The organism is Methylobacterium amylolyticum (genome assembly GCF_030700245.1).
GTDB lineage: Bacteria > Pseudomonadota > Alphaproteobacteria > Rhizobiales > Beijerinckiaceae > Methylobacterium.
Window position 1 is genome coordinate 103120 of the sequence record NZ_JAUYZI010000016.1, and the last position, 12200, is coordinate 115319.

The 12200-nt window shown below is 69.1% G+C and carries 10 protein-coding genes and 2 pseudogenes; 7 read left to right on the forward strand and 5 right to left on the reverse strand.

What is annotated here, in order from left to right:
• Window positions 1-254: 254 nt before the first annotated feature.
• Both Q8W71_RS13585 and Q8W71_RS13590 read right to left on the reverse strand, forming a co-directional pair.
• The gene (locus Q8W71_RS13585) at window positions 255-3614 is read right to left on the reverse strand and encodes a PAS domain-containing protein (protein WP_305525912.1); all 3360 of its coding nucleotides are present in this window, start codon (window positions 3612-3614) and stop codon (window positions 255-257) included.
• A gap of 31 nt (window positions 3615-3645) precedes the next feature.
• On the reverse strand, window positions 3646-4947 hold the full coding sequence (locus tag Q8W71_RS13590) for an O-antigen ligase family protein (RefSeq protein WP_305525913.1): 1302 nt from the start codon (window positions 4945-4947) through the stop codon (window positions 3646-3648).
• A gap of 230 nt (window positions 4948-5177) precedes the next feature.
• Here Q8W71_RS13590 and Q8W71_RS13595 point away from each other — a divergent pair, with 230 nt between their 5' ends.
• Both Q8W71_RS13595 and Q8W71_RS13600 read left to right on the forward strand, forming a co-directional pair.
• Window positions 5178-5300 (forward strand): hypothetical protein, encoded by a 123-nt coding sequence (locus tag Q8W71_RS13595; protein ID WP_305525925.1) that lies wholly within the window; start codon window positions 5178-5180, stop codon window positions 5298-5300.
• Window positions 5285-5643, forward strand: a pseudogene (locus Q8W71_RS13600) (IS3 family transposase); the annotation flags it as partial. The gene Q8W71_RS13595 and the pseudogene Q8W71_RS13600, both read left to right, overlap by 16 nt.
• Window positions 5644-5731: 88 nt before the next feature.
• Here the strand turns inward: Q8W71_RS13600 and Q8W71_RS13605 are convergent.
• From Q8W71_RS13605 to Q8W71_RS13615, 3 genes are all read right to left on the reverse strand, one after another.
• Entirely contained in the window at window positions 5732-6424 is a 693-nt protein-coding gene (locus Q8W71_RS13605) for a fumarylacetoacetate hydrolase family protein (RefSeq protein ID WP_305525914.1), read from the reverse strand.
• Between the two features lie 150 nt (window positions 6425-6574).
• Complete coding sequence (locus tag Q8W71_RS13610; RefSeq protein WP_305525915.1) at window positions 6575-7363, reverse strand: SDR family oxidoreductase; 789 nt, start codon at window positions 7361-7363, stop codon at window positions 6575-6577.
• A gap of 238 nt (window positions 7364-7601) precedes the next feature.
• Entirely contained in the window at window positions 7602-8504 is a 903-nt protein-coding gene (locus Q8W71_RS13615; protein WP_305525916.1) for a GntR family transcriptional regulator, read from the reverse strand.
• A gap of 611 nt (window positions 8505-9115) precedes the next feature.
• Here Q8W71_RS13615 and Q8W71_RS13620 point away from each other — a divergent pair.
• The 5 genes and pseudogenes from Q8W71_RS13620 to Q8W71_RS13640 all read left to right on the forward strand — a co-directional run.
• Complete coding sequence (locus tag Q8W71_RS13620; RefSeq protein ID WP_305525917.1) at window positions 9116-10036, forward strand: dihydrodipicolinate synthase family protein; 921 nt, start codon at window positions 9116-9118, stop codon at window positions 10034-10036.
• A gap of 373 nt (window positions 10037-10409) precedes the next feature.
• Entirely contained in the window at window positions 10410-11315 is a 906-nt protein-coding gene (locus tag Q8W71_RS13625; RefSeq protein WP_305525918.1) for an amino acid ABC transporter substrate-binding protein, read from the forward strand.
• Between the two features lie 122 nt (window positions 11316-11437).
• Window positions 11438-11533 (forward strand): annotated as a pseudogene (locus Q8W71_RS13630) (amino acid ABC transporter permease); the annotation flags it as partial.
• A 57-nt stretch (window positions 11534-11590) separates the two neighbouring features.
• On the forward strand, window positions 11591-11926 hold the full coding sequence (locus Q8W71_RS13635) for a transposase (protein ID WP_305525919.1): 336 nt from the start codon (window positions 11591-11593) through the stop codon (window positions 11924-11926).
• Window positions 11923-12200, forward strand: a 278-nt coding sequence (locus Q8W71_RS13640; RefSeq protein ID WP_305525920.1) for an IS3 family transposase, incomplete at its 3' end; no start/stop codon positions are given. The genes Q8W71_RS13635 and Q8W71_RS13640, both read left to right, overlap by 4 nt.

Sequence of the window (12200 nt, forward strand, 5' to 3'; positions counted from 1 at the left end):
GATCTGATGCACTCCCCGTCATCCCGGGTCCGCGCAGCGGAGCCCGGGATCCAGATCCGCGACGGCCGCCGGCGGTCATCTGCCCGTGGAACATTCATCCGGTCATCGCGGCGGGTCTGGATCCCGGGCTCTCGCCTGCGGCGAGCCCCGGGATGACGGCGCGCGCGGCAGGGGACGCGTGTGGGTGAACTTCCATCCCCGCATGCGGGAGACCGCGCTGGCGATCGGGAGGCCGGCGCGACCCTGCGTGTCCCTCACGCCGCGCGCAGCTTGCGGATCGTCCGCAGGGTGGTCGCCCGCTGCACCTCCAGGCGGCGGACCAGCGGCATCAGGTCGTCGCCCGCGTGGGCGGCGGCCTCGACCTCGCGGCACAGGCGCGACAGGCCGACGAAGCCGAGCATCCCCGCGGCCGAGACCATCGCGTGCGCATCGTGGGCGATCTGGAGGCGGTCGGTCTCGGTCGGCCGGAACCGCTCGGAGAGCTCGTTGGCCAGGAGATCGAGCAGCCCGCCGACGCGGTCGTTGCCGAAGCTCTCCTCCATCGCCCGGAGCACGGCGGCGTCGAGCACCGCCGGGTCGACCGGTGCGCCGCCCCGCTCCTCGGCCTCCGGTTCCACGCGGGAGGCGCGGCCCTCCGGGCCGGTCCAGCGGGCGATGACCGCGAACAGGTCGGCGCGCCGGAACGGCTTGCCGACGTGGTCGTCCATCCCCGCCTCGCGCAGCTCCGCGATCTGCGTCGGCAGGATGTTGGCGGTCATCGCCACGATCGGCACGGCGCGGGCGCGCCCGGGCAGGGCGCGGATCCGCCGGGTCGCGGTGATGCCGTCGACCCGGGGCATCTGCACGTCCATCAGGACGAGGTCGTAGCCGTCGCCCGCGGCGAAGGCCGTCTCGACCGCCGCGATCGCCTCGGCCCCGTCGCCGGCCACCGTGACGGCGTAACCCTGCGATTCCAGCACGGCGCAGGCCAGTTCCTGGTTGAGCGGCACATCCTCCACGAGCAGGATCGTCTTCGGAGCCCCGGCCCCGGCCCCGGCGGCGGATGCGGGGGCGGGGGCCGGCTCCGGGGCGGGCGCCGCGGCCTTGCCCGGCGCCGCGCTCGGGGGCAGGGGGATCTCGAACCAGAAGGTCGAGCCCGCGCCCTCGCGGCTCTCGACGCCGATCGTGCCGCCCATCAGCGTCACGAGGTGGCGGGAGATCGCGAGCCCCAGTCCCGTGCCGCCGAACCGCCGGCTGATCGAGCCGTCCACCTGGCTGAAGCGCTTGAACAGGCGGTCCTGCTGGGCGGGGGCGATGCCGATGCCGGTGTCGGTCACCGCGAAGCGGATCGGCGCCCCGGGCCCCGGGCCGGCACGGGAAACCCGCAGGGTCACCGAGCCCGCTGGGGTGAACTTCACCGCGTTGTTGAGCAGGTTCAGGAGCACCTGCCGCAGGCGGCCGGGATCGCCGGTCACGAAGTCCGGCAGGGCCGGGTCGACCTGCGCCGCGATCTCCAGACCGGTCTTGAGGGCGCTGCCGCGCACGATCGAGACGGTGTTGTCGATCACCGAGGGCAACGGGAAGGCGACGGGGTCGAGGGCGAGTTCGCCCGCCTCGATCTTCGAGAAGTCGAGGACGTCGTTGACCACCGTCAGCAGCGCCGCCCCCGAGCCCTGGATCAGCTCCAGCCGCCGCCGGTCCTCGCCGCGGACGGCGTCGCCGTCGAGCAGCAGTTCGGTGTAGCCGAGGATGCCGTTGAGCGGCGTGCGGATCTCGTGGCTCATCGCCGCGAGGAACTCGCTCTTGGCCTCGCTCGCCCGCTCCGCCTCGGCCCGGGCGGCCTCGGCGTCGCGGGTCGCCGCGCGCAGGGCCGCCTCGGCCGCCTTGCGCTCGGTGATGTCGAGGTGCAGCCCCATCATCCGGGCGGGCCGGCCGTCGGCCCCGTAGAGGGTGCGCCCGCGGGCGTAGATCCAGCGCGCGCCGACCCGGAACTCGGCGGCGTAGGTGGTGCGCGAGTCGATCGCCCGCCGCACCTCGTTCCAGGTGTCGCCGGCATCCTCCGGATGGACCAGGGCGGTCCAGGCGGCGGCGCTGAGCGCGTGCGGCTCGGCGCCCGCGGGCAGCCCGTGCATGCGGGCGCTCTCCGGGCTCAGCGTCGCGATGCCCGAGCGCATGTCCCAGTCCCAGGTCCCGGCCTCGGCAGCCTCCAGGGCGAGGCGCAGCAGCCGGCGCGCCTCCTCGACGGCGATCCCGGCGGTGACGATGTCGTCGACGTCCAGCGCGGTGCCGAGCCACTCGACGATCGGGCCGCCCTCGCGGTCGAGGTAGATCGGCGAGACCGAGACCGTGTGCCAGCGGTAGGCGCCGTCGTGGCGCCGCAGCCGCCACTGCCCGGCATAGCCGCGGCCGGCGGCCAGGGCCTCCCGCCACGCCGCCTCCATCGCCGGGGCGTCCTCGGGGTGGTTGCGGGCGAGCCGCTCCGCCCGTTCCGCGCCGATCGACCCGTAATAGGCGCGGAACTGCGGGTTGACGTAGGTCGCCTGCCCGTCGCTGACCCGCATCGTCCAGACCAGCAGCGGCAGGGTCTCGGCCAGCCCCCGGTAGCGCACCTCGCTGCGGCGGATCGCGTCCTCGGCCCGCCGCCGCTCGGTGACGTCGATCAGCACGCCGAGCAGGCCCGTCACGGCGCCCCCCGCGTCGGTCCGGGCGGTGCCGCGCACCACCACGTCGCGGAGCGTCCCGTCCGCCCGCAGCACCCGCGCCTCGTAGGCGAAGCTCCGGCCGCCGGAGATCGCATCGGCGATCGTCGCACGCAGCCGGGCCCGGTCCTCGGGGTGGTAGAGGTCGGCGAGCCGCGAGAGGTGGGGCGGCGGCGTGGCCGGATCGCGGCCGACGATGCGGTATAGCCCCTCCGACCAGACGGGCTGCCCGTCGGCGAGGTCGACCTGCCAGTTGCCGATGCTGGCGAGCTGCTCGGCCATGACGAGCTGCTGGTTGGCGCTCTCCTGAGCGCAGGCCCGCTTCGCGATCTCGCCGGCCTGCCCCTGGATCACCGCCTCGCGGGCGACCGCCTTCTCGACCTCGCGGGCGCGGCGGGCGCTCAGCTCGGCGAGCCGCAGGTGGGCGACCACCACCTCGGCGAGGTCGCGCAGGGAGGCCGCCTCCTCGGGCGACAGGTCGGCGCGCGGCCGGCGGTCGGCGAGGCAGAGGGTGCCGATCCGCAGGCCCGGCCGCAGGCTCAGCGGGATGCCGGCGTAGAAGCGGAGACCCGCGGGGCCCCGCACGATGTTCCAGTCGCTGAAGCGCGGGTCGCGGTGCGTGTCGGGCAGGACGAAGATGTCGTCCCCCTGGATCGTGTGCTGGCAGAAGGTCTCCTCGCGGGGCACCTCCGTCGGAATCTCGGCGCAGGGCGTCTTCAGCCACATGCGCCGCGCGTCGACCATCGCGACGAAGGCGATCTGCACCCCGAACTGGCGGCGGGCGACCCGGCAGACCGCGTCGAAATGCGGCTCGGGGTCGGTGTCGAGGATGTCGAGGGCGGCCAGCGCGGCCAGCCGCGCCGCCTCGCCGCCCGCGCCGTCGGAGGGGCCGCGCCTGGACCCGTCGCCCGGCTTCAGGTCGCGATCGCGAATCATGGCACCGTTCTGCCGCGCCCCGCGGCGTCTGTCAGCCGTCATGCCGCCGCGCTCCCTCCGGCGCGGCGCGCCACGCGAGGCGCGCGGCCTCCAGGCCCCAGACCATGCCGAGCATCATGTAGACGTGGCGCCACTTCTCGATGTCGATCTGCACCGCCTGCAGGAAGAACATCAGCAGCGCCGGCCAGACGATCTGCGCGTGCGCCCGGAACGGCGAGGGCCGCACCATCAGGCGGAAGCCGACGAAGCCGGTGGCGAGCACGAGGCCGAGGAACACCGCGCCCCCGAGCCAGCCGCCGTTGGCGAAGGAGCCGATATAGGAGTTGTGCGGCTCTAGCCCGAAGATCAGGCGCCAGTGCATCGGCCCCATGCCGAACGGGCGCTCGAGCAGCATCGCCATGCCGTGGATCTGGTTGCCGAACCGGCCGGTCTCGCCCCGGTCGTAGTCCTGGGTCATCGAGGCGCGGATCTCGAACATCTTGTGCACGTGCTCGACCGAGAGCAGGGCGGCGACCGCGATCACGCCGAGCACCAGCGTCGCCAGCGTCAGGAGGACGATGCGGCGGCGCAGCCGGGCCGACGCGCTCGTGGCGTAGACCGAGCCGACCATCAGCACGACCGCCACCAGGGTCCCGCCCCAGGAGCCGCGCGAGAACGACAGGAAGATCCCGGCCAGGATGATCAGCAGCCCCGTGAGCGACAGCAGCGGGCGCCGGGTCGTGGCAGTGAGCAGGCCGTGCATCAGGTAGAGGGCGCCGAGCGTCAGGAACGAGCCGAAGACGTTGGGGTCCTGGAAGGTCCCGGAGGCGCGGTCGTACTTGTAGAACAGGTCCTCGATGCCGAGCCATTGCAGGTAGCCGACGATGCCGAGCGCGGCCGAGAACACGCAGCTCGCGGTGTACGCCTTCAGCGCGACCTCCATCCGCGCCTGCGTGTCGTCCGAGAACAGCATCGCGAAGAAGATGCCGGTGATGCACAGGTAGACGAGCTGCACCGTCCAGGTGACCGGGAACGCCTCGTCGAGGTAGGGCAGCAGGGCGATGATGATGGCGGTCAGATAGAGCAGCAGCAGCCCGAGCAGCGGCACCGCCCCCCGGCGCAGCCGCACGCCGAGGCACAGCCACAGCAGCATGGTCGGGAGCGCCACCGCGTCGTAGGGCGACGTGTCGGAGAACGCGAAGCAGGCGAAGAACACGAACGCCGCGAGCAGCGCCTTGGCGAGGCCGTGGATCGCGGCGAGCAGCGGGATCCCCGGCGCGGCCGGGCGCGCGCCGGGAAGCGCGCGCTGGAACGCCCCCTGTAACGCCCCCTCGGGGGCGGCGGTGTGAGCCATGGATACGCGACTCCGCGGGCCGAGAACGCGGGCCCGCTTCACACGCCATCATCGCGCGCAATGATTGAAAATCGGCTGACGCGGGCCGCCGCGGCGGCCCGCTCCGGGGTTCCGAGGGGCGATCCCAGGGCGGTCGTCACACCAACGGCGGCTGGGGTGTGGCTCGTTTGAGGTGAGGCGCTGGGTCTGCCGGGATTGGCTGTGTCCTGCTGAGCGGCGGGAGCGATGCGATGACCCTCGCGATCACACGCCTGGACCGGACGGCCGCGGATCTGCGCAGGGCGGCGCGCTCCGGTCGCACCGTTGCCCGGGCCCGGCGCCGTCTGGCGATCGCCGCCGTCCTGAAGGGCTGACCGACAACGGGTCGAGCTACGTCGCGGGCGGCGTGGCCGACCGGCTCGGCATGACCCACATCCCCGGTGCCCCGCGCGCCCCAGACCCATGGCAAGATCGAGCGCCGGCACCTCACGCTCGAGAACAAAAATTCTGCTCGAACACGCCGACCTGCCCGGCGAACGGCAGGGGCGGATCGCGGCCTTCGGCGAGCACGACAACCGCGCCCACGTGAGCCTGGGCAACCTCGCCCCAGCCGAGGTCGACCTCGGCCGCGGCTCGGACATCCTGCGCGCGCGGGCGCGGATCAAGCGTCAGACCCTGATCGATCGCCGCTTGCGCCATCACGCGCAGGCCGCCTGACCTCTCAACCCAGATGGACCAGAGCCTCCGCTCCCATGCGCCGCGAACCGTCCCAAACGATCTGACGACGGACACCTTTGACCCACGGCTATCCCGGAACAACCCGCGTCTCGATCGTTCCGACACCATGGATGAACCCTCGCATCGTCTGTCCGCGCGAGACCGAACCCACGCCTTCGGGAGTTCCGGTGAAGATGAGGTCACCCGGCGCGAGCCGGACAGAGGCCGAAAGGTGCGCGACGGTCTCTGCCACGTTCCATATCATCCGTTCGAGGTCGGACGATTGACGGACGTCCCCATCGACGGCCAGTTCGATCGTCCCGCTGCTCGGGTGACCGATCCGGGATACCGGGACGATATCGCCGATCGGGGCCGAGTGATCGAAGCCCTTGGAGAGGTCCCAAGGTCGCCGCATCTGCTTGGCGGCGTCTTGGAGATCGCGCCTCGTCATGTCGATACCGACAGCGTAGCCGAAGACATGATCGAGGGCCTCTGTGACGGAGATCGAAGCTCCCGCTCGACCAATGGCCGCGACGAGCTCGACCTCGAAATGCAGGTCTTCCGTCTGCGGCGGATAGGGCAGGTCGCCCCCGCAGGCCAGGATGGCATCGGCGGGCTTGGAGAAGAAGAAGGGCGGCTCGCGGTCGGGATCCGCTCCCATCTCTCGCGCATGCGCGGCGTAGTTGCGGCCTACGCAATAGATGCGGCGCACGGGAAACTGGCCGCCGCCTTGCACGGGGATGGTGGCGACGGAAGGCGGCGCTACGACGAAATCGTCCATGCGGAGGTCTCCTTGATTGGTGGGGCAGTCAGAAGGGATCCGCCGATGACCACTCGGCCCGAGGACGAGCCGGAGGGGTGAAATGTCGACGCACGCCTCAACCCGCGCTGTCCCGTCGCGCGAGTGCCCCGCCGGGACGGGCAAGGGCGTCTAGATGCTTTGGATGAGGCCACCGTCGATACGTATGACGGAACCCGTCACGTAGGAGGCGCGCTCGCTGGCGAGGAACGTGACCACGTCGGCATATTCCTGCGGGTCGCCGTAACGGCCGGCCGGAATCGAGGCCGTGCTCTGCGCGGAAACGTCCGCGACGTCGCGGTTCTCACGCTTCGCCTTCTGCTCGTCGAGGAATGCGATGCGCTTCGTCGCGATCCGGCCGGGCAGGACGATGTTGCACGTGACGTTGTCGCGACCGACCTCGCCCGCGAGGGTCTTCGACCAGCCGACGAGGCTCATGCGAAGCGCGTTGGAGACGGCAAGGTTCGGGATCGGCGCGACCACACCGGACGAGGTGGACGTGATGATCCGGCCCCACGTGCGGCTGCGCATGCTCGGCAGCACGGCATCGGTGATCGCGACGACCGACAGCACCATCGAGTCGAAATGCTTGCGCCAGACCGCCGGGTCCTGCCCTGCGGCGGGTGTCGGCGGCGGACCGCCGGTGTTGTTGACCAAGATGTCGACGGTCCCGCCGAGACCTTTCTCGACAGCCGACAGGTGGCTCGCGATCGAGCCGAGGTCGGCCAGATCCCACCCGAGCGCGAGCGCCTTGCCGCCCGAGGCCTCGATCTCCCGCGCGGTCTCACGTGCCGCGCTCTCGTCGATGTCCGCCGCCGCGACACGGGCGCCCTCCGCCGCCAGCGTCCGAGCGATCGCGCCGCCCAATCCACCGCCGGCGCCCAGCACCAGGGCTACCTTGCCTTTCAATCCCAGATCCATGACGGCCTCCTTCGTGTTGCGACGTGGGGAACTCGTTCCGCTCCCGCGGTCCGGTGGTCAGACGTGTCCGTATCTCGCCGGCGTCGGCGAGCGAGAGGGTCCCGGAGAGCTCCTGACGGATGCGGCTCTCCATTCGAGGGTGCTGGAGCTTGGGGCCCACGGGCCTCCACGGCTCGAGGTCAGGAAGCGGCTGCCAGGGGGGCCGGGGGTGAGGCGGCGCCGCGTGCAGCGCGGCGCCTCACAGCGGCTGCTCCCGCGGCAGTCCGAGGGCGTTCTCGGACGCCCGCCGCAGATGGTGCCGCATCAGCGCCGATGCGTCCTTGGGTGCGTCGGAGGCTATGGCGTCCAAGATCTGGAGATGCTCGCTGCACCATTCCCGCACGCGCGTCGTGTTCTCGTAGCTGCCGAATTCGTACAGCCGACGCAGTCGGTTCTGCTGCTGGATCGCCTGGAAGATGAAGGCGTTGCAGCTAAAATCTGCGCACATCTCGTGGAAGGCTGCGTCGACCTCGAACAATTGCCGCGCGGTCACGGACGAAAGGTCGGGGTGCTCCATGACGTACTCGTGCTGGGCGCGGTTGCGCGCCAGCACCTGCGCGTCGACACGGAAGGTGTCGAAGAGAAAGATTGCGGGCTCGACCGTGAGCCTGAAATCGTAACTGCTTTTCAGGGCGACCGTCGTCTCGAGAGACGGGAGAAACGTCCAGCCTCGGCCCTTGTTGCGCTCGATAAGTCCATCCTCGGCCATGAGGGCCAGCGTGCGCATCAACACTTGGCGGTCCACGCCGTATCGCCGCTCAACCTCTGATTGCGTCATGGACATCGGGAGTGCGCCAGCCAACCGATCCTTGACGAGAAGGCTGTACAGGCTCTGGTCGGCCGTCGCGGGAACGTCGAGCGCGATTCCGGCGAGGTCGCTGTTCTGCCGCACGAGCACGTAGCCGTGGTTCGGGCGCGAGATCACGATGCCGCGCTCGGCGAGCAGCGACAGGGCCGCTCGGACCGGCGTCCTGGAGACGCCGAGGAGATCGGCGAGGGTCTGCTCGCGCAGCGGTTCCCCCGGTGCGAACCCGCGATCGCGGATCAGATCGAGAAGCTGGCTCGCCAAACGGTAGCGCCCTTGAAGGTTCGAAGGAGCCATCGGGTTGTTCGTGCCGGTTAAAAGCGCAGGGAGCGTCGGGCCGTGGCTGCCGGCTCGGTCATGGCAGCCGACCTGAACGCGGGGCCGGGGGAGCGGCGGGGGCAGCGAGCACCGGGCTTGCCGATGGCCCGGCCATCCCGCCCTCCCGGCACTGAGGGATAGCGGCCTTCCTCGCGTTCCACCATCGCCCGTCCGGTACCGCTGTCCGTCTGAGGGCTCCGCGCTCCGGCGACGGGCCGCCCACAGCCTCATCCGCGCCGTTGCGGGTTGGGCGCAGCGCCTCGCGACGGCGTGACCCGTGCTCGCGGAACGCAGCGGACGCACCTGCCGACTGGCTTCGGAACCCCCTCCGTGGGCTTGGCCGGGTCGCCCGTCCGGCCGCCGCCGATCAGCATCCTGCCCCGCCCTCATGTTCGAACCCCATCGCTCGATGCCCCGCGAATTCCCCCTTGTATAGATTGTACCGAATGGATTATCTAGTACAAAAGACGGCGTCGCGACCGTCCTCGAGGCGACTCACCCGGAGCCGGATGGCCGGAACAGGGACGGTTCGACGAGGCGCGAACAGGGGCGTCGCTGTCGTTCGGCGCGGGCGGAAAAAGGGAAATCCGATGAAAGACATCGCGGAAAGCAGCGATCGATTGCAGGGCATCTTCAACATCACAGTGACGCCCTTCACGCATGACGGGGCGTTCGACTGGGATGCCTTGGCCGGCTCGATCGAGAGAATCATCGGGCTCGGCTTCGACGGAATCCTGATCGGCGGCACCTACGGCGAGTTCGCCGCCATGTCGGCCGACGAGCGCGCCGAGCTTTTCCGGCGCGTCATGGATGTGGCCGGTGATCGCGTGCCGGTCATGCTGTGCAGCGCCTCGTCGGAGGCAAGCGTCGCCCGCGACCTGACGGTGCTGGCGGGGGAACTCGGCGGCGTGCCCATGATCATGCCGCCTTACGTGAGCGAAGTCACGGACGAGCAGATCGTCGCCTTCTTCCAGGACATCGCACCGCTCTCCCGGACCGGCGCCATCATCTACAACGCCCCCGGCACGGGCATCACCCTGTCGCCGGCACTCATCGAAATCCTGGCGGGTATCGAGGGCATCGTCGCCCTGAAGCAGGGCGACCTGTCTCCGGCGGCGATCGATCGGATCGCCAACCGCGTGGGAGGGCGGATCCGCCTGTTCTGCGCCTCGGACCTCGCCTTCTTCGGGCCGATGATGTCAGGCTTCGACGGCATCAGCTCGACGAACAGTTGCGCGCTGCCCGAGATCATCCTGCGGTCCTTTCGCGCTCTGCAGGGCGGGGACGCCGCTACGGCGCGCGACCTGCATCGGTTGTGGTACCCGCTTCGCGAGCTCGCCCGTAAGTACGGTCAGCCTCAGAGCACCAAGGCAGCCATGAACGTCCGTGGCTTCGATGGTGGATCCGTGCGCCGGCCGCTGCGCGACCTGGAAGGTGCCGCCCGTGAAGCCGTCGAGGATGCGGTGCGCGCACTGGCCTGGGACGCCAGCACGGGAGTTCGTCTCCCGTAACCGGGAGCGCTACCGCTTCGGAACGGGGCGGGGGATAGGTCGGTCAAACGTGTGGAGGGACGGCGCTACGCGTTCGATGGGCGTGCGGCCGTCCCTGCTCGATGCCCTGCCGATTATCGGCAAAGCCTTGAAGCATCACAGTCTCTTTTACTGTTTCGGCCACCGGTAGATCGGCCTGACCACGGCCGCCATCTAGGTGCAACTGCTCTCGGACGTGATGCTGGCGCGCAGGTCCGTGCTCGATCCGGTGCCATCCGATCTCGACCGCTTCGGTTGCGGGCAGATCGCTACGAAGGCCGCAAGGCAAGATCGCCATGAGCCGATCTTTCGATACACCCGTTTTGGGCTTGAAATAAATAAATAGGAGGAAACAATGCGCATACTGGGTGCTATGCTACTGGCTGCCATGGTCATCAGTCCTGCAACAGCGGACGAATTGACTGGAACCTTAAAGAAGATCAAGGACAACAATAAGATCGTGCTCGGCGTCCGCGACGCTGCCCCCCCATTCAGCTACCTCAACGACAGTGAGAAGTATGTCGGGTACACCATCGATATCTGCGGCAAGATCGTCGATGCCCTCAAGAAGGACTTGTCTTTACCGAATCTGAATGTCCAGATGCTGTCGGTCAACTCATCCACGCGCATTCCGCTAATGACCAATGGCACAATCGACTTGGAGTGCGGCTCGACCACCAACAACGTTGAACGCGAGCGGCAGGTTGCGTTTACCAACTCTCATTTCGTTACGGCTAGCAAGTTCGCTTCAAAGAAATCGAGCCATATCAAGACGATCGACGATCTGAAGGACAAGAACGTCACGTCGATCGCAGGCACGACGAATATCGTTCAGCTCATCAAGGTCAACACGGAGCGCAAGCTCGGCATCACCGTGCAGCCCGCGAGAGACGCGGCAGACGCCTTCCTGCTGCTCGAAACCGATCGTGCCGCGGCCTATGTCATGGATGACGTTCAACTGAGCGTGGCGATCGCCACCTCCAAGGACCCATCGACGTACGTGATCAGCGAAGAGGCGTTCTCCCCACCTGAGCCCTACGGGATCATGTTGCGCCGCAACGATGCGCCCTTCAAAACTTTTGTCGATCGCGTCACGGCCGAGCTGTTTCCGAGCCCGGAGATGGTGAAGATCTACAATAAATGGTTCCAATCCCCCGTACCGCCGAGGGGCATCAACTACCATTATCCCATGTCCGCCGCGCTGAAGAAGGCACTTGCGCACCCCACTTCCAGCCCCGATCCAGCCGCCTACCAGCCCTAGAATTCAGCGCAGCACAATCAAGCGCTTCGACACATCCCGTTCCTCGACGATTGGCCTCAACGATGAGAAGCGGCCAGTCGTCGGGGGACTCGTAGGCAGAGTTGGCTTCTGAGCAGACCGCAATGAACTACAACTGGAACTGGGGCATCTTCTTCCAGGCCTCTCCGGACGGCACCGGCACCTACGCCGACATGCTGCTCTCGGGGCTGATGTGGACGTGGGATTGCCCCGGTTTGGTGGACACCGAGAACGCTTTTGCGTGAGGTGTTTCCCCGATGCCCAAGACCCGCCCCGCATACCCGGCCGAGTTCCGCCGGCAGATGGTCGATCTGGTCCGCGCCGGCCGCGATCCCACCGACTTGGCCCGCGAGTTCGAGCCCTCGCGCCAGACCATCCAGAACTGGGTCACGGAGGCTGACCGCGGCGAGGGGCGGCGCGAGGCGAAGCCGCCGACGGCCGATTCCAGCCTGACGACGACCGAGCGCGACGAACTCATCCGGTTGCGGCGTGAGAACCGGCAGTTGAAGCTGGAGCGTGACATCCTCTCTCGCGCGACGGCCTGGTTTGCGCGGGAGACCGGGGTCCTGCCGTCGGGGTCTTCCGGTTCATGAGCGCCAACCAGGCCGACTTCCCGATCGCGGTGATGGCCCGTGTGCTCGGTGTGTCGAAGGCGGGGTACTACGCCTGGGCGGGGCGAGAGCCCTCGGCGCGGGTGGTAGCGGACGCCGCGCTGCTGAAGCGCATCCGCACCGTGCACCTCGGCTCGCACGAGACCTACGGCGCGCCGCGCGTCCACGCCGACCTGCGTGAGCAGGGTGTACGGCACTCCCGCAAGCGCATCGCCCGGCTGATGCGCGAGGCCGGCCTCGTCGGGGCCAGCCACCG